We start from the raw sequence: 20,368 nt of genomic DNA, 5'->3' as shown, positions 1-20,368 counted from the left end.
CAGAGGTGAGCGCCATGAACGCTGGAATCCAGAACCGATCGGGGCGCACCCTGCTGCTCGGGCTCATTCTCGTCGTGATCTCGTCGGCGGCGTTCGGTTCCTCCGGTGCGTTCGCGAAGTCCCTGCTCAGCGCCGGCTGGACCCCCGCGGGCGTGGTGACCTGGCGCGTCGGGTTCGCAGCACTCGTCCTCGGGCCGGTCGCGATCTGGTCCCTCCGGGGTCGCTGGAGTCTCCTGCGCCGCAACGCTGGCCAGGTCATCGCCTTCGGGGCGGTGGCTGTCGCCGGGTGCCAGTTCGCCTACTTCAACGCCGTCGAGACGTTGTCCGTCGCCGTGGCGCTGCTCCTCGAGTACCTCGGGATCGTGGTCGTCGTCGGATGGATGTGGGCGCGGCACGGTCACCGCCCGTCCCGCCTCACGCTCGCCGGCGTTGGCCTGTCCGTCGCAGGGCTCGTCCTCGTCCTCGACGTCTTCTCCGGCGTGCAGATCTCCTGGGCCGGTGTCATCTGGGGGCTCCTCGCGGCCGTCGGGCTCGCCACCTATTACGTGACCTCCGGACATGAGCACGAGGACTCGCTGCCGCCCCTGGCCCTCGCAGGCTTCGGGCTTGGTGTGGGTGCAGTGCTGCTCGTCCTGGCGAGCGCAACGGGCCTCATCGACTACGGCACCGCCCGGGAGAGTGTCCAGATCGCCGGGGTCGCCACCGCGTGGTGGGTGCCCGTCGCCGAGCTCGCCCTCGTCGCCGCAGCTCTCGCCTATGGCGTCGGTGTCATCGGCACCCGCCTTGTCGGCGCCACCGTCGCGAGCTTCATCGGGCTCTCCGAGGTCCTCTTCGCGGTGCTCATCGCCTGGTTGCTCCTCGACGAGCTGCCCGGATGGATCCAGCTCGCTGGCGGCCTGCTCATCCTGGGCGGGGTCGTCGCGGTCCGGATGGGGGAGCGGCCCGAGGGTGGGCCCGACCTGCCGGACGACGATCAGCTCGTCGTCCCCACCAGTGAGTCCTTGCTCGCTGCAGCGAGCACCTCCCGTGAGTTGATCGTCCGGCGGTAGGCTCACGCATCAGAAGGTGGCGCACGAGCGCGGTCGAGCGGGCGGCATACACCGATTTCCCTGCTTCACACCCCGTCGCCTAGACTCTCGGGGTTGCCTCGGCGAGGGACGCAGCACGGCCCACAACTTCTCGGGCCATGCACGTCCGTGATCGACGCGGTGGTCATTGAAAGATTCGGTTCATGTGACTCCGAGATTTTTCCGTGGACCAGCGCGCCTGTCCGTGCCGTGTCCCGCGTCGAGGCCACCGCAGACGTCGAGTCCCCTCCGATGTCGTCCCTGACCGATTCACCCCATATTTCAGGAGTTCCCGTGGCCAACGACACCATCAAGCTGCAGGCCGAGGCCCGCACCAAGTTCGGCAAGGGCGCTGCCCGCCAGATCCGCCGCGACCACAAGATCCCCGCGGTCATGTATGGCCACGGCGCCGAGCCGCTGCACATCACCCTCGTGGGTCACGACGCCATGATGGCGCTCAAGAACCCCAACGCCCTGCTCACGATCGTCCTCGACGGTTCCGAGCAGCTGGCCCTCGCCAAGGATGTCCAGCGCGACCCGATCAAGCCGGTCATCGAGCACATCGACCTCGTCATCGTCCGCAAGGGCGAGAAGGTCATCGTCGACGTGTCGGTCCACCTTGAGGGCGAAGCCGCTCCCGAGACCCTGGTCAACCTCGACAACTCGAGCCTGCAGGTCGAGGTCGAGGCCACCCACATCCCCGAGTCGGTCACCGTCTCGGTCGAGGGTCTCGAGGCCGGCACCCTGATCCTCGCCGGCGCCATCGAGCTCCCCGCGGGCGCAACGCTCGTCACCGACCCCGAGGCGCTCGTCGTCAACGTCACCCAGCAGATCTCTGCCGAGGCCCTCGAGGCCGAGCTCGCCGAGGCCGAGGCCGAGGCCGGCATCGAGCACGAGCCGTCCGAGGAGGAGGCCGCGGAGATCGAGGCCGAGGCAGCTGCCGCCGACGGGGACGACGCCGAGGGCGACGGCGAGAAGTCCGAAGACGCCTGAGCCTCGCGCTCCACTGCTTGAACCAGCAGGCCCGGTCCACTGCGGACCGGGCCTGCTGTGCTGTCCGGGTGGGCGGACGGCATACTCGTCGGTTGTGAGCGAGACGTGGATGGTCATCGGGTTGGGCAACCCTGGACCGACGTATGCCGGCAACCGCCACAACGTCGGAGCGATGGTCGTCGACGAGCTGGCTTCCCGGACGAAGAACGCGCTGCGCGCGCACAAGGCGCGGGCGGCCGCTGCGCAGGTGCGGATCGGCACGGGCCCCGGGGGAGTGCCCGGACCGAGTGCCGTCATCGCCGTGCCCCACAGCTACATGAACGAGTCGGGGGGTCCGGTGAAGGCGCTCATGGGCTTCTTCTCGGTCGAACCCGAACGGCTCGTCGTCATCCACGACGAGCTCGACATCCCGGCCGGTGACGTCCGTCTCAAACTCGGTGGCGGTGAGGGCGGGCACAACGGGCTGCGCTCGATCTCGAAGTCGCTGGGCACCAAGGACTACCTGCGCGTGCGTGTCGGCATCGGTCGACCACCGGGACGCCAGGATGCGGCCGACTTCGTGCTCAGGGACTTCTCGCCGGTTGAACGCAAGGAGCTTCCGTTCACCTTGAGTGATGCGGCCGACGCGGTCGAGATGCTCGTGACCCACGGCCTGCTCGACACCCAGCAGAAGTTCCACGCGCCTGCAGCCGGAAGCTAGCGTCACACCCCGGCGTTAGGCTGGGCGACGATGCCCACGTTGCAACCGGTTGTCGATCATTTCGGCGCCGCCCCACAGATCCACTCATTCCTCGAGACCGCCACCGGACCTGGCACGCAGACGCTCGACGTCTCCGTCAGCGCCGGTGCCCGTCCTGCCCTCATCGCCGCTGCGGTGCAGCGCCTGCGCGCGACCGCACCCGACCGACTGCCCCTGCTCGTCGTCACCGCGACGAGCCGCGAGGCCGAAGACCTCACGGCGGCCCTGGGTTGCGTCCTCGACCCTGACGTCATCGCGGACTTCCCGTCCTGGGAGACGCTGCCGCACGAGCGGCTCAGTCCGCGCTCCGACACCGTCGGTCGCCGTCTGGCCGTGCTGCGCCGCCTCGCCCACCCGGCCTCGGTCGCCGATGACGACGTCGCACACGGTCCACTGTCGGTCGTCGTGGCGCCGGTGCGCGCTGTCCTGCAGCCGATCTCGATAGGTCTCGGTGACCTCACGCCGGTCGCCCTGCGCGCCGGTGAGGACCACAACCTGGACGAGGTCGTCGAGGCGCTTGCTGGTGCTGCCTACAGTCGCACTGACCTCGTGGAGCGTCGTGGCGAGTTCGCCGTGCGCGGTGGCATCCTGGACGTCTTCCCGCCGACCGAGGAGCACCCGCTCCGCGTCGAGTTCTGGGGCGACACGATCGAAGAGATCCGCTGGTTCAAGGTCGCCGACCAGCGTTCCCTCGAGGTCGCGTCGCACGGACTGTGGGCCCCGCCCTGCCGCGAGGTCCTGCTCACCGACGCCGTGCGTGACCGTGCTGCGGTGTTGGCTGACCAGCTGCCCGGCGCTGCTGACCTGCTCCACAAGCTTGCCGCAGGCATCGCCGTCGAGGGCATGGAGTCGCTGGCTCCGGCCCTGGTCGACGGCATGGAGTCAATGCTCGACAGCTTCCCCGCCGGCTCACCCGTCGTCACCTGCGATCCCGAGCGCGTGCGGACTCGTGCCCACGACCTCGTGGCCACGAGCCAGGAGTTCCTCGAGGCCGGCTGGGCCAACGCCGCCGCCGGCAACGCCGTCCCCATCGACCTCGCGAAGATCCTCGGGTCGGCCTCGTTCTGGTCCGTCGGTGACCTGCGCGACCACGCCAGTGCGACGCAGCACCCGTGGTGGGACCTCACGCCCTTCGCCCTCGATCTGGAGACGATGGACACGACCGAGGCAGGCGTCGCAGAGACCGGCACCGTGGACCCCACGGCATACCGGGGTGACATCGAGTCCGCTGCCGCAGACCTGCGCTCCTGGACCGACGACGGTTGGCGCGTCCTCGTGGCCACCGACGGTCAGGGGTCGGCCAAGCGCATCGTCGAGGTCCTCGGCGAGGCCGAGGTCCCGGCCCGCCTCGAGACCGCGCTCGACACGTTCGAGCCCGGAATCGTCCACGTCACGACCGCCCAGCTCGGGCGCGGTTTCGTCCATGCTGCGGGCCGCCTCGTCGTCCTCACCGAGACCGACCTCACCGGCACCCCGTCGACGGGTCCGTCGACCAAGGACATGCGGCGTATGCCGTCACGCAGGCGCAACCAGGTCGACCCTCTCCAGCTCAAGCCGGGCGACTTCGTCGTCCACGAGCAGCACGGTGTGGGCAAGTTCGTCGAGATGATGCAGCGCACCATCCAGGGCGCCACACGCGAGTACCTCGTGCTCGAATACGCCCCGGGCAAGCGTGGACACCCGGGCGACCGCCTGTTCGTGCCGACGGACCAGCTCGACCAGATCACTCGCTACGTCGGTGGCGAGCAGCCGACCCTCAACAAGATGGGCGGCTCGGACTGGAAGACGACCAAGTCCAAGGCGCGCCGCTACGTCAAGCAGATCGCGGCCGAACTCATCCAGCTCTACAGCGCCCGGATGGCGACCAAGGGGCACGCATTCTCGCGCGACACCCCGTGGCAGCGCGAGCTCGAGGACGCCTTCGCCTACGTCGAGACGCCCGACCAGCTGAGCTCAATCGACGAGGTCAAGGCCGACATGGAGCGAGAGGTCCCCATGGATCGGCTCATCTGTGGCGACGTCGGCTATGGCAAGACCGAGATCGCGGTGCGTGCTGCCTTCAAGGCGATCCAGGACGGCAAGCAGGCCGCCATCCTCGTGCCCACGACCCTGCTCGTGCAGCAGCACCTGCAGACCTTCACCGAGCGCTACGCGCCCTTCCCCGTGACGGTCAAGGCACTCAGCCGGTTCCAGTCCAAAAAGGAATCCGAGGCGGTCATCGAGGGCCTCGCCAACGGCTCCATCGACCTCGTCATCGGCACCCACCGGCTGCTCTCCGACAGCATCAAGTTCAAGGATCTCGGACTCGTCGTCGTCGATGAGGAGCAGCGCTTCGGGGTCGAGCACAAGGAGCAGCTCAAGCAGATGCGGACAGCGGTCGACGTGCTGGCGATGTCGGCCACGCCGATCCCGCGCACACTCGAGATGGCTGTGACCGGCATACGCGAAATGTCCACTCTCGCAACGCCTCCCGAGGAGCGGCACCCGGTTCTCACCTACGTCGGCGCCTACGAGGAGAAGCAGATCACTGCCGCGGTGCGGCGCGAGATGCTGCGCGAGGGCCAGGTCTTCTACATCCACAACAAGGTGTCGACGATCGAGAAGGCTGCGGCTCGCATCCGCGAACTCGTCCCCGAGGCGCGCATCGCCACCGCCCACGGCAAGATGGGCGAGCACCGGCTCGAACAGGTCGTCCTCGACTTCTGGGAGAACCGCTTCGACGTCCTCGTCTGCACGACGATCGTGGAGACCGGACTCGACATCTCCAACGCCAACACGCTCATCGTCGAGCGTGCCGACCGGCTCGGACTCAGCCAGCTGCACCAGCTGCGTGGACGGGTCGGGCGTGGCCGCGAGCGCGCCTACTCCTACTTCCTCTATCCGCCCGAGAACCCGCTCACCGAGACGGCACACGACCGTCTCCAGACCATCGCCAGCCACACCGATCTCGGTGCCGGCATGCAGGTCGCGATGAAGGACCTCGAGATCCGCGGCGCCGGCAACCTCCTCGGTGGCGAGCAGTCCGGCCACATCGCGGGCGTCGGGTTCGACCTCTACGTCCGGCTCGTCGGCGAGGCCGTCTCGACCTTCCGTGGTGACGTCAACGAGGAGATCGGCGAGATCAAGATCGAGCTGCCGGTCGATGCGCATCTGCCGCACGACTACGTGCCGGGGGAGCGGCTGCGCCTCGAGGCCTACAAGAAGCTCGCGACCGTGGTGGACGAAGCCGCGCTGGTCGAGATCGAGGCCGAGCTCGTCGACCGCTACGGCAAGCCACCGGAGGCCGTCCGCAACCTCATCGAGGTGGCCCGGCTGCGCACGGTCGCGCGCGCTGCCGGCATCAAGGACATCTCCATGCAGGGCACGACGGTGCGCTTCGGCCCGGTCGAGTTGCGCGAGAGCCAAGAGCTGCGACTTCAGCGCCTCTATCCGGGCTCGATCATCAAGGAGGCGCTCGGCACGATCCTCGTGCCCAAACCGATGACGGCTCGCGTCGGAGGGCAGCCGCTGCGCAACCACGCGGTGCTCGAGTGGGCAGGTGCGGTCATCCGCAGTGTCGTCATGGACAATGTCGGAGAAGCAGCAAGGGTGGCGGAGTCCGCCCGATGACGAAGGGACACCTTGTGAAGGCCGTCAAGGCTCGCACCACCGCTCTCGCCCTCGCCGGCGTTCTCGCGCTGTCAGCATGCTCGGGAACCTCATCGGCGGAGACCGCCGCGGTCGTCGACGGTCGGGTCATCACCGAGCAGCAGCTGCGCGAGGCGACGGACGAACTCAACCTGGCCTTCCCGAGAGAGGGGCGGCCGTATGCGGCCAGCGAGATCCTCGGTCTGCTGATCCGAGCGCCCTACGTCAATGAGGCCGCGACGAAGGCGGGCAGGCCGCAGAGCGAGTCGGCTGCGCGCGCGGAATTCAAGAACCTTCCGGAGGCGCCCTCCGATGCAGCCGTCGACGTCATCCAGGCAGACATGAGCGGCCAGCAGCTCGACGAGGCAACAGGTCAGGCGCTCCTCGCGGAGTTCGGGGCCCTCGACATCTCGATCAACCCTCGCTATGGCACGTTCGACCCCCAGCAGGCGTCGGTCGTGCCCACCCGGGCCAACTGGCTCGTCCCCGCGCCCGCGGCGTCGGTGCCATCCGCCGCCCCGGCTCAGTGACGCCGTGGGGCGCCTGAGCCTCCTCGTCACCAGTCCGCGCGTTGCGCCGGGCCTGTTGTCCCGCAGTGCCTGGTATGCCGTGGAGTCGGCTTCCGCACGTCTGTGCCGGGACGTCTCGGAGCCGGTCGTGGACGCCGTCGTCGAGTCCGCCCTGTCGGTGGATGCGGTGGGTCCGGAGCTGTCGGCGCCCGACCTCGCGCGGTTGCTCGTGAGTCGTTCAGTGGACACCGACGTCGTCTGGCTCGGCTCGTCGGATGCGGACCCGGGCCTCACCGACGCCATCGCCTCCGAGGTCTCGCGACTCGAGGTGCCGCCCGAGGTCGAGGTCATCGTCGGCTCATGGGACGTGCCCGGGTCGCGCTTGCTCGACGCCGTGGCCGTCATGGACCGACTGCGCTCGCCGGGCGGTTGCCCGTGGGATGCCAAGCAGACGCACGAGTCGCTCGCGAAGTACTTGACCGAGGAAACCCAAGAGACCATCGCTGCTATTGCTTCGGGGGACCGGCAGCACCTTGCCGAGGAGCTCGGCGACGTCCTGCTCCAAGTGCTGTTCCACTCGCGGGTTGCCGAGGACGCGGAGTCGCCCGAGGACCAGTTCGACATCGATGAGGTCGCTGGGGTGCTCGTCGACAAGCTCGTCCGCCGACACCCGCACGTCTTCGCCGACGGTGATGCCTCGACCCCCGAAGAGGTCGAGGCGGAGTGGGCCCGCATCAAGGCGCAGGAGAAGGCCGCCAAGCGGGCCCCCAGCGCGTCCCTGTCCCTGGAGTGAGTTGGCCGGTCGCGAACCGGGGATTGCCCGACGCCGTCGCAGGTTTCGTGCGATTCTGAACTCACTCTGGGCCTCGTGAGGAGTTCACCTTGTCGTACCAGCCACCCCTGCCGCCTGGCCCTGGCCCGTCGCCGGTCACCTACTACGGTCAGCCCATGCACGGTGCGCCGGGCCAATATGCCGGCCACCCGGCATACCTTGGTTCGACTCCCGATCGGCAGTCGAAGGGACTGAACCCGTGGGTCGCGGCCTGCCTCGGAGCCTTTGGGGGAATGCTGCTTGCCACCGTTGTTGGTGCGCTGCTCTGGGTCGCGACGGGTGGACCGTTGCCGTGGGAGGGGATCGACGACCTGGCCGATGACTGGACGGGCAGCGTCCAAGTGGCCAGCGATGGCAGCGTGCCAGGACTCTTGCTCAGTGACGCCGTACTCGACGTGGGTGGCGGTGGGTACTACGAAGAGGTGGTGTGCCCATCTTCGCCGCGGGTCGCCGCTGACGTGACGACGGTGTGCCGGGTCGACGACGGCTATGACACCTATCGCGTCGTGGTGCTGTTCCTGGACGACACCGGGCGTTTCGAGACGGCCGAGGTCTTCAGCGAGTAGCGGCGCGCTTCGCACCCGCGGCGATCAAGGAGGCGCATGCGCGAAGTGGTGGGGCTGACTGGACCGGGGCGATCATCCGGTCACGAACCGGCGAATGCCCGGACAGCGCACCGACAGGCGTGCGACTCTGAGCCACCTGCGCGCCCCGAGGAGCTCACCATGTCGTACCAGTCACCCCTGCCGCCCGGCCCCGGCCACGGTCCTGGCCCCCAGGCGTACTACGGCCAGGGCGCCCAAGGTGGGCCGCCTCCCTATGGGGTGCACCCGGCATACGCCGGAATGCCTTCTCCTGCACCGCGATCCACCGGGCTGAACCCATGGGTGGCTGGTCTCATCGGCGTCCTCATCGGCGGGATCGGGGCCATGGTGCTGTCGTTCGTCCTGCCGATGATCTTCTTCGGTTTCCTCATGGGCGGGCCGTTCGGCGGCGACTTCGACGAGGGATTCATGGACGGGTCCCAGCGCGTGACGGTGGCTGCGGACGGCTCGGTGTCGGGCGCAGCGCTCGCTGACGTGCTCGAGGACGATTGGTACGAAGACATGACCTGCCCTCACACGGCCAAGGTCGGCACCGACGTGACGACAATCTGCCGGGGGAGTGATGGGATCGAAGACCTGAGGGTCGTCGTGGTCTTCCGGGGCACCGACGGGGAGTTCACCATGGCGGACCTGTACGAGTGATCGTCCTCGGCGACGCCATTGACTTGGAGAACCAAGTAATGCTTAACTCTTCAATGTGAAGCTGACTCCTCAGGAACAGACGATCTTGCGCCTGCTCCGTGCCGACCCGCTGCTCGATGCCGCCGGTTTGGCCGAGCGGCTCGGCAGCACCAAGGCGTCAGTGTCGGTCGCGCTGTCCAACCTCACCCGCAAGGGAGCGATCTTGGGCCGCGGCTACCTCGTGCGTGGCGAGGCGGGGGTCGTCGTGGTCGGCGGTGCAGTCATGGACGTCAAGGCGCGCTCCGGCGCCCCCCTCGACTCGGCGACGAGCAACCCCGGCCAGATCACCACCCACCCCGGCGGAGTTGGCCGCAACATCGCCGAGAACCTCGCCCGGCTCGGGACCCCCACTCACCTCGTCGCAGCGATCGGCACTGACTCGTTCGGTGAAGAGCTCCTCGCCCACACCCGGAAGGCGGGAGTGCGGCTCGACCACGTCGTCGCCGGCGTCCGGCCGACGGGCACCTACCTCGCCGTGCTCGACCACGACGGGGACCTCTCTGTCGCCGTCTCGGACATGAGCGCAACCGACGCCCTCGCCGTCGCCGACATCGAGCCGGCCCGTTCGCTCATCCAGCACTGCGATCTGCTCGTCGTCGACGGCAACGTCCCCCTCAAGGTCGCCTCGTGGCTGTGCGACGTGGCGCGTCTGGGTGACGTTCCCGTCGTCATCGAGCCGGTGTCGGTGGTCAAGGCTCGTCGCCTGCGACCTCTGCTGGCCGCCGATCGACCCGTGTTGGCCGTGACCCCCAACATCGCCGAGCTCGCAGCCCTGGTCGACCACGACGTCGCTGACACCATCCCGGCGATCAGCCGCGCCGCCCGAGAGCTGCACGGTCTCGGCGTGAGCCACGTGTGGGTGCGCCGGGGTGCGCGGGGCAGCCTCCTCTCCACAGCCGCAACCGATCCCCCGGGACGGGCGACCGTCACCACTGACGCGCGTGTGAGCGATGAGGTCGTCGAGGTCACCGGCGCCGGTGACTCGATGACCGCGGGTTTCGTCCACGCCCTCCTTCGCGACGACGACCCCGTTGCCGCCGCAGCCTTCGGCCAGGCCACTGCCGCCCTGACCACCGAGTCGGCACACACCGTGCGCCCCGACCTCACCCACGCGCTCGTGACCGGGCGCCTCACCACCCAGCAAGGGAAGACATGACCCACTACGCCAAGAATGCGCATCCCGCTCTCGCCCTCGCACCCGAGGTCGCCGAGGCGCTGGCCGGCGGTCGCCCCGTCGTCGCTCTCGAGTCGACGATCATCAGCCACGGCATGCCCTACCCGCGCAATGTCGAGATGGCCCGCGAGGTCGAGCAGATCGTCCGCGATGGTGGCGCCACGCCAGCGACCATCGCCATCCTCGACGGCGTCGCCCGCATCGGCCTCTCCACCGACGAACTCGAACTGCTCGCCACCCACCCCGACGTCGCCAAGGTGAGCATTCGAGACCTGCCACACGTCATGGCAACCAAGCGCCACGGCGCGACGACCGTCGCGAGCACCATGCGACTCGCTGCCCTCGCCGGGATCAAGGTCTTCGTCACCGGCGGTCTCGGTGGTGTCCACCGCGGCGCCGAGGACTCGATGGACATCTCCGCAGACCTCACCGAACTCAGCCTGACCGATGTCGCCGTCGTCTCGGCCGGCGTGAAGTCGATCCTCGACATCGGCCGCACGCTCGAGGTCCTGGAGACCCTCGGTGTGCCCGTCGTGACCTTCGGCTCCGACGAGTTCCCGTCGTTCTACTCCCGATCGTCGGGATTCTCCGCGCCGATGCGCACGGACACGGTCGAGGAGCTCGCCGAGATGATGCGGGTCAAATGGGACCTCGGGCTGCGCGGCGGCATCGCCGTCACCAACCCGGTCCCTGCCGAGGACGAGATGGCGCCCGAGGCGATCTCGGCCCTCATCGACCAGGCAGTCGCCGAGTGCGGCGAGCGCGGGATCATCGGCAAGGACATCACCCCGTTCCTCCTCGGCCGCATCGTCGAGCTCTCCGATGGCGCAAGCCTCGAGACCAACATCGCGTTGGTGCGCAGCAACGCCCGCCTCGGCTCCGCCCTGGCCCGGGCCTACGCGGCAGTGGCGCCGGTCGCCTGAAGCGACCATCGGGCATACCCGACGGCATTTCTTCCTGAGACGAGCACCTTTTGACGAGACGAACAGCCAGAGCTGATCATCTCGTCAACAGGTGGTCGTCTCGCCCTTGGAGAGCGGGTATGCCGGCATGCGGGTCGGTCATTCAGGTCACCTCACGCACGGGCTAGGCTCGGAGTCGACATCCTGCATGCCCTCACACGACCGCCCAGGAGGCGAAGTGGCCAGCATCGACGCCGTCGGAGCACGCGAGATCCTAGATTCGCGAGGCAACCCCACCGTCGAGGTCGAGGTTGCCCTCGACGACGGAACCATCGCCCGCGCAGCCGTCCCCAGCGGCGCCTCGACCGGAGCCTTCGAGGCTGCGGAGCGCCGTGACGGCGACAAGAACCGCTACCTCGGCAAGGGTGTCGAGCAGGCCGTCGACGCCGTCATCGACGAGCTCGGCCCCAAGCTCCTCGGTTTCGAGGCCCACGACCAGCGCCTCATCGACGCCGAGATGCTCGCCATCGACGGGACCAAGAACAAGGAAAAGATCGGCGCCAACGCGATCCTCGGTGTCAGCCTGGCTGTTGCCAAGGCCGCTGCCGAGTCCGCGGGTCTGCCGCTGTTCCGCTACCTCGGTGGCCCCAACGCGCGCGTCCTGCCGGTGCCGATGCTCAACATCCTCAACGGTGGCTCCCACGCCGACTCCAACGTCGACATCCAGGAGTTCATGATCGCGCCGATCGGCGCCGAGACCTTCCGCGAGGCCCTGCGCTGGGGCGCCGAGGTCTATCACGCGCTCAAGGCCGTCCTCAAGGAGAAGGGCCTGGCGACCGGGCTCGGTGACGAGGGTGGCTTCGCGCCAAACCTCGACAGCAACCGCGCCGCGCTCGACCTCATCCTCGAGGCCATCGAGCGCGCGGGCTTCAAGGCGGGCGAAGAGATCGCGCTCGCGCTCGACGTCGCCGCCAGCGAGTTCCACAACGACGACGACGGCACCTACAACTTCGAGGGCGGCAAGAAGTCGGCCGCCGAGATGATCGACTACTACGCCGAGCTCGTCGACGCCTACCCGCTCGTGTCCATCGAGGACCCCCTCAACGAGGACGACTGGGACGGCTGGAAGGCCATGACCGACCGCCTGGGTTCTCGGGTCCAGCTCGTCGGCGACGACCTCTTCGTCACCAACCCCGAGCGTCTCGCCCGTGGCATCGAGAGCGGCACCGCCAACTCGCTGCTCGTCAAGGTCAACCAGATCGGCTCGCTCACCGAGACCCTCGACGCCGTCGAGATGGCCCAGCGTGCCGGCTTCCGCTGCATGATGAGCCACCGCTCGGGCGAGACCGAGGACACGACGATCGCCGACCTCGCCGTCGCGACGAACTGTGGCCAGATCAAGGCCGGCGCACCGGCGCGATCCGAGCGCGTCGCCAAGTACAACCAGCTCCTGCGCATCGAGGAGGAGCTCGACGACGCCGCAGAGTATGCCGGCGCCGCGGCCTTCCCGCGCTTCACCGCTGGCAAGAAGGCCTGAGGCAGCACCCATGGCGCGCGGCAGCAGTCGAGGACCCGGATCGTCACCACGACGTCCGGCTTCCTCTCGACCCTCGCCGCGCGCCCGGGCTCCTCGTGAGCCCGTCCCGGGCAAGGTGGCGGAGCAGGCCACCAACGGGTGGCGCGAACGGCTCAACGGTGCCCGGGCGAACCGTCGGACGGTCCGTCGAGTCGGGCTCGGCGTCGTCGTGCTCTTCCTCGTCATCCTCGTGGCGCCGACCCTGCGGGCCTACTGGCAGCAGCAGTCCGACATCAGCGCCCTGCGCGACAAGGTCGCCCAGCAGAAGGTGACGGTCGACGAGCTGCAGTCCGAGCAGGCCCGCTGGGAGGACCCGGCCTACGTTGAGCAGCAGGCACGCACCCGCCTGAAGTTCGTCAAGGTCGGCGAGAAGTCCTACACCGTGCTCGATCCCGAGATCGAAAAGCGCGACTCCACCGTCGCCCGCGCGGGTGAGAGCACCGACCCCTGGTACGACACCATCTGGTCCTCGATGCAGGCGGCCGACGTGCCCGCCAATCACCGCCGGTGACGACGACTCCCGACCGCGCACCGGTCGCCCAGGAGGATCTCGACGCCGTCGAGCGTCAGCTCGGTCGCATCCCGCGCGGTGTCGTCGAGGTCTCCCACCGTTGCCCGTGTGGTGAGCCCGACGTCCTGCGCACCCTGCCGCGGCTCCCGGACGGCACACCGTTCCCGACCTCGTTCTATGCCACCTGCCCCAGGCTCACCGGCGCCATCAGCACCCTCGAGTCCGTGGGCGTCATGCGTGAGATGACCGACCGACTCTCGCAGGACGACGATCTCGCCGCCCGCTATGCCGCAGCGCACGAGGACTACCTCGCCCGACGGACCGAGCTCGGGCAGGTCGACGAGATCGACGGCATCAGCGCCGGTGGCATGCCCAGCCGCGTCAAGTGCCTCCACGTTCTCGTCGCGCACTCACTCAGCGTCGGACCGGGCGTCAACCCGCTGGGCGACGAGGCCCTCGAGATGCTGCCCGAGTGGTGGACCACATATCCTTGCACCGAGCTGGCGGATGACTCTGCAGCGCCGCAGGGCAAGCAGCAGTGAGTCGCGTCGGCGCCATCGACTGCGGCACCAACTCGATCCGGCTGCTCATTGCCGACCCCGTGGACACAGCGGATGTGAACCGGGCTCTGTCTTTGGTTGATGTTGTTCGTCGTACCGAAGTCGTTCGCCTCGGCTACGGCGTGGACCGCACCGGAGTCATCGACCCGGTGGCCATGGAGCGCACCGTGGCCCAAACGCGGGAGTATGCCGCCCAGTGCCGTGAGCATTCTGTCGAACGTGTGCGTTTCGTTGCCACGTCGGCATCGCGTGATGCACGCAACGCTGCCGAGTTCGTCACTGGTGTCGAGAACGCCTTTGCAGCAGCGGGATTCGACGTTTCGCCCGAGGTTGTCAGTGGCGGGGCGGAGGCCAATTTGTCCTTCACCGGCTCGACGGGTGACCTCGTCGCGGCCGATGTTCCCGGCCCCTATCTCGTCATCGATCTTGGTGGGGGCTCGACCGAGTTCGTGCGCGGAACGGATCGGGTCGAGAGCGCCCTGTCGGTCGATATCGGTTGCGTCCGGATCAGCGAGCGCCACCTCACGAGCGATCCACCGACTGCGCAGCAGATCGCCGCTGCGAACGCCGACATCATCGCTGCCATAGACCGGGCTGAGGAAGTCGTCGACCTGTCCGGCATCGCGACGGTGGTCGGTCTCGCCGGCAGCATCACCACGGTGACGGCCCACGCACTGGGGCTCACGGCATACGAACCGGCTCGAATCCATCTGGCACACCTCACGCCGCAAGCACACCGTGAGTCAGCGCAAAGTCTCCTGCAGGCAACGATGGACGAGCGCGCAGACCTCGGCTACATGCATCCCGGTCGCGTCGACGTCATCGGCGCGGGCGCGCTCATCTGGCACGAGGTCCTTGGCCGGGTGCTCGAACGATCGCCGCAGGCTCAGGTCGTCACGTCCGAGCACGACATCCTCGACGGCATCGCCCTCAGTTGCGTGGGCTGATCGCGACCTCGGGGACCGTCTCGGCGGTGTAGGAGCCGAAACCGTTCCACAGCACCGACATCACGATCTCGACTGCCGTGTCGAGATCGATCTCGGGGTTGCGCAGGCGCCAAGAGGCGACCCGCTCGTTGGTGGCGATCATGATCTCGGCCATGGCCTCGCGAAAGACCATGGGATAGGCCGCGATCGCGGGGTTGTCACTGAATCGTTCGGCGATGTCGCGGGCCTGAGCCTGCCGGAGGTTCTCGATGTCCTGTCCGGCCACGACAGCGACGGCGGACTCCTGCATGTAGACCCGGAAGCTGCCGCGGCGAGCCTCGAAGAACTGCATGAAGGCGCGGACCCCGGCCCGGAAGTGGGCCTCGACGGGCGAGTGCGGTGGGAGCGCATCGAGCGCGGCCGCAGTCGACGAGAGCAGGTCCTCGCGGGCGCGGGCGACGACGGCGACGAGGAGCTTCTCCTTGGAGCCGAAGTGGTCATAGATGACCGGCTTGGTGATCCCGGCGGCAGCGGCGATGAGCTCCATCGTCGTCTCCTGGTAGCCGTGTTCGGCGAAGACCGACTCGGCGACGTCGAGGAGCTGGCGCTCGCGCTCTTCGCGCTTCATCCGCGGTGCTCGGGGAGTGCCCTTGGCGGGGCCGCGACGGCGCGTGGTGAGGGACTCCTTGGGGCCAGGGGAGCCGGTGAGGTCGGGGGTGTCCGAGGAACCGGGAGTTGCCGTGGAGGTCATGCCGGGAGGTCATCCGTTCTGAGTGCCGCGCGGGTGAATTCCTGAGCCTACCGGGCGTGTCCCGGGGGTTCCGGGGCCTTGCCCGAGCTGGCGACACGCGGTCGCTCCTGTTGTTGCCACACTAATGCGGAGTGCGTAGTAGTGTGCACCGTGCGCCATCAGGTCGATGGTCGTCACGAGAGAACAGGGGGTGCCCGGAGATCATGGACGCCACACAGCTCGTCAAGGGAGTGCTCGACCTCGCGGTCCTCGCCGTCGTCGCCCGCGAGGACGGCTACGGCTACGACGTCGTTCGTCGCCTTCGGGCCGCCGGGCTCGAGGACGTCGGGGACGCATCGGTCTATGGCACGCTTCGTCGCCTCTACAGCGCAGGGGCGCTCACGTCCTACGTCGTTCCGAGCGACGAGGGCCCCCACCGCAAGTATTACGGGATCAACGCGCAGGGCCGCGACGCCCTCGCCAGCCAGGGCAAGACCTGGGCCGCCTTCGCAGGGACGATGGCCGGCCTCCTCGACGAGGCAGGAGTGCGCACGTGAACGCCAGCATGAACGACACGGACACCGAGGTTCGCGACTACGTTGCGCAGGTTCGGGCGGCCCTCGCGGACCTGCCGGCCGAGGATGCCGATGAGTTCACGACCGGGATGGAGGCTGACCTCACGGAGCGGTTGGCCGAGCCGGGCGACGGCACGTTGCGTGACCGTCTCGGTGAACCGGATGCGTATGCCGCCGAGCTGCGTTCCGCTGCTGGCCTGCCTCCGCGGGTGGTTGCGGTGCAGACGAGCACCTCTGCGGGAGAGCGTCTTTCGCAGTGGTGGTCCGAACTGGCCACGAACGCCACCACGGCGATGCCGTGGCTGAGCGACCTTCGGCCTGTGTGGTGGGCTGTGCGTGGCTTCGCCCTCGCAGCCCTTCCGGCCCTCATGATCGGTGCACCCATTACCTGGCTCGGTGTACTCAGTGCGGTCGTCTCGATCGCGCTGGGTCTCATGGCTCGCCACGGGACGCTGACCGGCGACTGGGTCGGTCCGGTGCGCGTCATCGGCAACATCGTCGCGGTGCTCCTGCTGCCGTTCGCGCTAGTCCTGTTCGTCGACAGAGGTTCGTACAGCGAACCGACCTACACCGAGGAGATGGGGTCGCCGGTGGGCACTGGTGTGTTCAACAACGGCCAGCCGGTCGCCAACCTCTATGCCTACGACGAGACGGGCCGTCGGATCGACAAGGTCCGGATTCTGGACCAGAACGGTCGAGCCCTTCAGGTGGGTGAGGACTTCATCAGTGCGGGCGATGACCTCGCTGCTCTCGAGCAGCTCCGTGATCCGAGCACTGGGGAACTCCCGGTCGCGCGCGACATCTTCCCGCTGCGGTGGAACGATCGGAGCGGGTGGGAGCGCATGGGCGACACCGAATGGGAGCCGCCGGTGGCGATCACCCCGCTTCCCGGGCCGGTCCCGACGATCGAGCCAAAGGATCCGACGACGACCTCTCCGACGACTGCCGCCACCGTCAGTCCGTCACCCACGGCCTCACCCGAGGCCCCACCGACGTCGCCGAGCTCAGGGGTCTCGGCGACTCCCACCCCGACGCCCAGCTCAAGTCCGAGTCCGAGCGCGTCGAGGTGACCCTTGCGTCCGCAACCTTGGTCGCAGGGGTGGCCAAGGTTGCGGGCGCAAGCAGGCGGTATACCCACCGCGCCTGCGGATGTGGTCGCTGGAACCGCCGCATCCGCAGACGCAAGCAGAGGGCTGGAGGCCGGCCTCACGGCATACAGTGAGTTCGCCCCCGTGGCCCAACTGGCAGAGGCAGGCGACTTAAAATCGCTCCGGGTACGGGTTCGATCCCCGTCGGGGGCACCAGTTTTCAGCGGGCGAGGTGGCCCACGCGGCACGACCCCGACTGGTCGCACGCGACGTCCGGCGGTCCATAGCGCAGGGGAGCGGCGACGAAGATCGCGCACGCCACCAAGGCAAACGTGGTCCCCACGGTGCAGGCACCCGTCATGAGACGCCTCGCCGGCGCTCCGATCCCATGGTGGGCGAGGGCGACGGCGACCAGCCCGACCACGGCGCCAGCGGTGTTGGCGATGACATCCGAGGTGTCGGTGCGTCCGACGGCCAGCACGAACTGCGCACCCTCCAGCGTTCCACTCGCGCCCACAGCCAGAGCCGTCACCGACAGCGGGGACCACGACGGCGCGAGCAGTCTGAGGTAGACGCCGAAGGGGATGAAGAGCAGGAGATTCCCCGCGACCTCCAGGGGCTGGCTGGCGCCGTCACCGTCGCTGGAGACGAAGGGCACGAGCTTGACGTTGCGGAAGCCTCCGCCGACCCACGGCACGTCGAGCTTCCACATCACGACCCATGTGAGCAGCACGAGATAGACGAGGAACAAGGCAACGAGGAGCGCGCGTCGAGGGCGCTCCTCGGGTCGAACTGCGGCAACGGGGTGAGTCATTCACCCAGTCAACGAGTCGCGATGTTGTGTGAGCGTATGCAAAATCGCCGTCCCCCTGGGGATCGTTGTCCACAGGAGACCGCGCCCCGGGAACACAGAGGGCCCCAGACACGATTGAATAGGTGAACGACGTGGTGGATCGCCACCGCGCCAGACATACGGAGGACAACGATGGCCAGCAATCCGGCCTTCAACCGACTTGAGAAGGACGCCCAGTCCGGTTATGCCGGGTTCCAGGGTCACCGCAGCCAGGGCGCCGAGCCCGGCAACAGCTCCTACGCGCAGCAGGGCGCGACCGGCCAATTGGGGTCGGAGCAGCAGCTCCAGGACATGTACAACGCGCCCACCGCAGGTCCGACCGACACCGGTCGCGTGACCATGGACGACGTCATCATGAAGACGATGGGCCTGTTCGCCCTGGTCGTGAGCTTCGGTGCAGTCGGCTGGTACGTCGCGAGTCAGTACCCCGGTCTCGGCCTGATGGTGCTGATCGGCGGCATGATCGGCACGCTCGTGCTCGGGCTCGTCATCGCCTTCAAGAAGACCCTGAGCGTTCCGCTCATCGTTGGGTATGCCGTCCTCGAGGGTCTGTTCGTTGGTGCAGTCAGCCAGGTCTTTGAGTCGCGCTGGAACGGTGTCGTGCCGATGGCGGCCATGGCGACCGTCGGGGTGTTCGTCGGCATGTTCCTTGCCTACAAGTCCGGGCTCATCAAGGTCACCGCGAAGTTCCGCCGCATCGTCACGATGATGATCTTCGGCTACGCGATCTTCGCAGTCATCAACGTCATCTACGCGATGGTCACCAACACGCAGTTCGGCATCGGCGGCAACACGCCGTTCGGCATCGCCATCTCGGTGTTCGCCGTCGGCCTCGCCTCGGTCTCACTCGCCCTCGACTTCGACATGATCGAGCGCGCGATCGCGACCGGCGCCCCCCAGAAGTACAGCTGGCTCCTCGCGCACGGCCTGATCGTCACGGTCGTCTGGCTCTACATCGAGTTCCTGCGCCTCTTCGCCCGCATGCGCGAGTGACGTTGCTCGACTGATGCACGCACTCCCTGAGGACGTCTCTCGGGAGCTCGAGCGCGTGGTCCGCAGATGGCGAGAGCTGTCCGCGGACCACGCGCTCGCCGCATCCAGAGACATGCGCGAGGTCGTCCAGGAGCTTGCCGCCGTCACCGCAGGTCAGCCGGTGCCCGAGCTGGGCCCGGCCGTTCTCATCGACCAGTTGCGCGTCCTCGTGTGGGATGCCGCGTCAGCGGATGTCCCCGAACTCGCCGACCGGCTTGCCGACCTGCGCCGTCGCCTCCCTTGAGGTTTGCGTCTCCCCTGGGGTGCGCGTCACCCCTGAGGTTGGCGCCTCACCTGCGGTCGATGCTTCAAGTGAGGTCGACTCGTCGACTGACGCGTCGGCCTCGGGGTCGCGCGCGTCCGGCACGGCGTCGGGGCGACGCCGCAACAGCACAGCCCAACGTCCCCGCGGACCGCGCGCCTGGCCACCGACCTCGGTCGGAGAGACCTCGGTCCCCGGGTCCTTGACCGCCTGACCGGCAGCCACGGCGACCGGGCCGACGCCCTCGCCACGACGGGCCTCCGGTGGGCGGTCGGCCGTGTCGTGGCCCCACACACCGAGCGCGGCGCAGACCGACGGGAGCAACGCCGCCGCCACTCTGGCGTAGCCCGCGGGCGAGGGGTGGAAGCGGTCCTCGCTGAAAAGAGTCTTGGGCGACGCAGCGAACTCAACCCCCAGCAGGTCACCCAGCGACACGGTGCGGCCGCCGGCCTCGACGACGGCGATCGTCTGGGCGGCCGCGAGGTCGCGGCTCCATCGGCGCGCGAGCAGGCGAAGCGGCTGGGCCAACGGTTCGATCGTGCCGAGATCGGGGCAGGTGCCGACGACAACCTCGCTGCCCAGAGCCCGGATGCGCCGCACCGTCAGCTCGAGGTGACGCACGGCTGTCGCACGGTCGACGCGGTGGGTCACGTCGTTGGCGCCGATCATGATGACGACGACGTCGGGCAAGGTCACCGACTCGAGACTCTGTGCGAGCTGCCGCTCCAGGTCGCTCGATTCGGCGCCGACGACAGCATGGTTGGTGAGGTGGACGCTGCGGCCCATGAGGGCGCTCACACCCCCGGCGACGATCGCGCCGACCGTCTCGTGGGGGTGGTGCGCCCCCATGCCGGCAGCACTGGAGTCGCCGATGACGAGGATCTCGATGGGGTCACCCGGACCGGCGCCATAGGTGCCGTTGTCGTCCGGCGAAGTGTCGAACGGCCTACCGACCAAGCGGCGCGCGAGCAGCGCCTCGCCCCGGATCACTCCGTAGCTCACCGCCCCCAGCGCAGCGCTTGCCGCGGCCAGGCCGCCACCCCCGTATGCCGCTGTTGCTGCGATCTTGCGTGCTCGTCGTGCGCGTCCCATGTGTGGTCCTCAAACCTCCTCGGTCTTCGACCAC

Annotated in this window: 21 protein-coding genes and 1 tRNA gene; 19 read left to right on the top strand and 3 right to left on the bottom strand. The window is 68.3% G+C overall.

Annotated features, from left to right (window positions below; translation table 11 throughout):
• Positions 1-14 precede the first annotated feature (14 nt).
• The 14 genes from V6K52_RS15975 (at position 15) to V6K52_RS15910 (ending at position 14,723) form a co-directional block, all read left to right on the top strand.
• Positions 15-1,049: a DMT family transporter gene (locus tag V6K52_RS15975; protein WP_353951109.1), complete on the top strand. Its 1,035-nt coding sequence runs from the start codon at positions 15-17 to the stop codon at positions 1,047-1,049.
• A 312-nt stretch (positions 1,050-1,361) separates the two neighbouring features.
• Positions 1,362-2,060 carry a 50S ribosomal protein L25/general stress protein Ctc gene (locus V6K52_RS15970; RefSeq protein WP_353951108.1) on the top strand — a complete coding sequence of 233 codons (699 nt, stop codon included), beginning with the start codon at positions 1,362-1,364 and terminating at the stop codon, positions 2,058-2,060.
• 109 nt (positions 2,061-2,169) lie between these two features.
• Entirely contained in the window at positions 2,170-2,760 is a 591-nt protein-coding gene (pth, locus tag V6K52_RS15965) for an aminoacyl-tRNA hydrolase (protein ID WP_353953788.1), read from the top strand.
• Between the two features lie 30 nt (positions 2,761-2,790).
• Complete coding sequence (gene mfd / locus V6K52_RS15960; RefSeq protein WP_353951107.1) at positions 2,791-6,408, top strand: transcription-repair coupling factor; 3,618 nt, start codon at positions 2,791-2,793, stop codon at positions 6,406-6,408.
• Positions 6,405-6,956, top strand: coding sequence for a hypothetical protein (locus V6K52_RS15955; protein WP_353951106.1), 552 nt, complete (start codon positions 6,405-6,407; stop codon positions 6,954-6,956). The genes mfd and V6K52_RS15955 overlap by 4 nt, the downstream gene beginning before the upstream one ends.
• A 4-nt stretch (positions 6,957-6,960) precedes the next feature.
• Positions 6,961-7,728, top strand: a complete 768-nt coding sequence (locus V6K52_RS15950; RefSeq protein WP_353951105.1) for a MazG family protein — start codon at positions 6,961-6,963, stop codon at positions 7,726-7,728.
• Positions 7,729-7,883: 155 nt separating this feature from the next.
• A complete protein-coding gene (locus V6K52_RS15945; RefSeq protein WP_353951104.1) occupies positions 7,884-8,333 on the top strand; it encodes a hypothetical protein in 450 nt (149 codons plus the stop codon).
• Between the two features lie 159 nt (positions 8,334-8,492).
• On the top strand, positions 8,493-9,014 hold the full coding sequence (locus V6K52_RS15940) for a hypothetical protein (protein WP_353951103.1): 522 nt from the start codon (positions 8,493-8,495) through the stop codon (positions 9,012-9,014).
• Between the two features lie 55 nt (positions 9,015-9,069).
• Positions 9,070-10,209 (top strand): PfkB family carbohydrate kinase, encoded by a 1,140-nt coding sequence (locus tag V6K52_RS15935; protein WP_353951102.1) that lies wholly within the window; start codon positions 9,070-9,072, stop codon positions 10,207-10,209.
• On the top strand, positions 10,206-11,150 hold the full coding sequence (locus V6K52_RS15930; protein WP_353951101.1) for a pseudouridine-5'-phosphate glycosidase: 945 nt from the start codon (positions 10,206-10,208) through the stop codon (positions 11,148-11,150). Before V6K52_RS15935 ends, V6K52_RS15930 begins: the two co-directional genes overlap by 4 nt.
• A 217-nt stretch (positions 11,151-11,367) precedes the next feature.
• Complete coding sequence (gene eno, locus V6K52_RS15925) at positions 11,368-12,666, top strand: phosphopyruvate hydratase (protein WP_353951100.1); 1,299 nt, start codon at positions 11,368-11,370, stop codon at positions 12,664-12,666.
• A 10-nt stretch (positions 12,667-12,676) separates the two neighbouring features.
• Positions 12,677-13,216, top strand: coding sequence for a septum formation initiator family protein (locus V6K52_RS15920; RefSeq protein WP_353951099.1), 540 nt, complete (start codon positions 12,677-12,679; stop codon positions 13,214-13,216).
• Entirely contained in the window at positions 13,213-13,758 is a 546-nt protein-coding gene (locus V6K52_RS15915; protein WP_353951098.1) for a DUF501 domain-containing protein, read from the top strand. The genes V6K52_RS15920 and V6K52_RS15915 overlap by 4 nt, the downstream gene beginning before the upstream one ends.
• Entirely contained in the window at positions 13,755-14,723 is a 969-nt protein-coding gene (locus V6K52_RS15910) for an exopolyphosphatase (protein WP_353951097.1), read from the top strand. Before V6K52_RS15915 ends, V6K52_RS15910 begins: the two co-directional genes overlap by 4 nt.
• Here the strand turns inward: V6K52_RS15910 and V6K52_RS15905 are convergent.
• Positions 14,707-15,453, bottom strand: coding sequence for a TetR/AcrR family transcriptional regulator (locus V6K52_RS15905; protein WP_353951096.1), 747 nt, complete (start codon positions 15,451-15,453; stop codon positions 14,707-14,709). The genes V6K52_RS15910 and V6K52_RS15905 overlap by 17 nt on opposite strands.
• A gap of 203 nt (positions 15,454-15,656) precedes the next feature.
• Between V6K52_RS15905 and V6K52_RS15900 the strand changes: the two genes are divergently transcribed.
• The 3 genes from V6K52_RS15900 to V6K52_RS15890 all read left to right on the top strand — a co-directional run bounded on the left by V6K52_RS15900 (position 15,657) and on the right by V6K52_RS15890 (position 17,311).
• Positions 15,657-15,989, top strand: coding sequence for a PadR family transcriptional regulator (locus V6K52_RS15900; RefSeq protein ID WP_353951095.1), 333 nt, complete (start codon positions 15,657-15,659; stop codon positions 15,987-15,989).
• Positions 15,986-17,077, top strand: coding sequence for a hypothetical protein (locus V6K52_RS15895; RefSeq protein WP_353951094.1), 1,092 nt, complete (start codon positions 15,986-15,988; stop codon positions 17,075-17,077). The genes V6K52_RS15900 and V6K52_RS15895 overlap by 4 nt, the downstream gene beginning before the upstream one ends.
• A gap of 156 nt (positions 17,078-17,233) precedes the next feature.
• Positions 17,234-17,311, top strand: a tRNA-Leu gene (locus V6K52_RS15890).
• A gap of 4 nt (positions 17,312-17,315) precedes the next feature.
• On the opposite strand, the gene V6K52_RS15885 is transcribed toward V6K52_RS15890, so the two are convergent.
• Positions 17,316-17,909 (bottom strand): VanZ family protein, encoded by a 594-nt coding sequence (locus tag V6K52_RS15885; protein WP_353951093.1) that lies wholly within the window; start codon positions 17,907-17,909, stop codon positions 17,316-17,318.
• Between the two features lie 171 nt (positions 17,910-18,080).
• Here V6K52_RS15885 and V6K52_RS15880 point away from each other — a divergent pair, with 171 nt between their 5' ends.
• The gene (locus V6K52_RS15880; protein ID WP_353951092.1) at positions 18,081-18,941 is read left to right on the top strand and encodes a Bax inhibitor-1/YccA family protein; all 861 of its coding nucleotides are present in this window, start codon (positions 18,081-18,083) and stop codon (positions 18,939-18,941) included.
• A gap of 13 nt (positions 18,942-18,954) precedes the next feature.
• Positions 18,955-19,224 (top strand): hypothetical protein, encoded by a 270-nt coding sequence (locus tag V6K52_RS15875; RefSeq protein WP_353951091.1) that lies wholly within the window; start codon positions 18,955-18,957, stop codon positions 19,222-19,224.
• Here V6K52_RS15875 and V6K52_RS15870 read toward each other — a convergent pair.
• Positions 19,165-20,334, bottom strand: a complete 1,170-nt coding sequence (locus V6K52_RS15870) for an SGNH/GDSL hydrolase family protein (RefSeq protein ID WP_353951090.1) — start codon at positions 20,332-20,334, stop codon at positions 19,165-19,167. The genes V6K52_RS15875 and V6K52_RS15870 overlap by 60 nt on opposite strands.
• Positions 20,335-20,368: the final 34 nt, after the last annotated feature.

It is taken from the genome of Knoellia sp. S7-12, assembly GCF_040518285.1.
Lineage (GTDB): Bacteria > Actinomycetota > Actinomycetes > Actinomycetales > Dermatophilaceae > Knoellia.
This window is presented reverse-complemented; position numbering and strand designations above follow the sequence as displayed.

Bases quoted from the DNA above. Each gene is read 5' to 3' on its own strand.
- V6K52_RS15975 (WP_353951109.1), top strand. From the start codon at position 15: ATGAACGCTGGAATCCAGAACCGATCGGGGCGCACCCTGCTGCTCGGG.
- pth (WP_353953788.1), top strand. From the start codon at position 2,170: ATGGTCATCGGGTTGGGCAACCCTGGACCGACGTATGCCGGCAACCGC.
- mfd (WP_353951107.1), top strand. From the start codon at position 2,791: ATGCCCACGTTGCAACCGGTTGTCGATCATTTCGGCGCCGCCCCACAG.
- V6K52_RS15955 (WP_353951106.1), top strand. From the start codon at position 6,405: ATGACGAAGGGACACCTTGTGAAGGCCGTCAAGGCTCGCACCACCGCT.
- V6K52_RS15945 (WP_353951104.1), top strand. From the start codon at position 7,884: ATGCACGGTGCGCCGGGCCAATATGCCGGCCACCCGGCATACCTTGGT.
- V6K52_RS15940 (WP_353951103.1), top strand. From the start codon at position 8,493: ATGTCGTACCAGTCACCCCTGCCGCCCGGCCCCGGCCACGGTCCTGGC.
- V6K52_RS15930 (WP_353951101.1), top strand. From the start codon at position 10,206: ATGACCCACTACGCCAAGAATGCGCATCCCGCTCTCGCCCTCGCACCC.
- V6K52_RS15920 (WP_353951099.1), top strand. From the start codon at position 12,677: ATGGCGCGCGGCAGCAGTCGAGGACCCGGATCGTCACCACGACGTCCG.
- V6K52_RS15905 (WP_353951096.1), bottom strand. From the start codon at position 15,453: ATGACCTCCACGGCAACTCCCGGTTCCTCGGACACCCCCGACCTCACC.
- V6K52_RS15900 (WP_353951095.1), top strand. From the start codon at position 15,657: ATGGACGCCACACAGCTCGTCAAGGGAGTGCTCGACCTCGCGGTCCTC.
- V6K52_RS15885 (WP_353951093.1), bottom strand. From the start codon at position 17,909: ATGACTCACCCCGTTGCCGCAGTTCGACCCGAGGAGCGCCCTCGACGC.
- V6K52_RS15880 (WP_353951092.1), top strand. From the start codon at position 18,081: ATGGCCAGCAATCCGGCCTTCAACCGACTTGAGAAGGACGCCCAGTCC.
- V6K52_RS15875 (WP_353951091.1), top strand. From the start codon at position 18,955: ATGCACGCACTCCCTGAGGACGTCTCTCGGGAGCTCGAGCGCGTGGTC.
- V6K52_RS15870 (WP_353951090.1), bottom strand. From the start codon at position 20,334: ATGGGACGCGCACGACGAGCACGCAAGATCGCAGCAACAGCGGCATAC.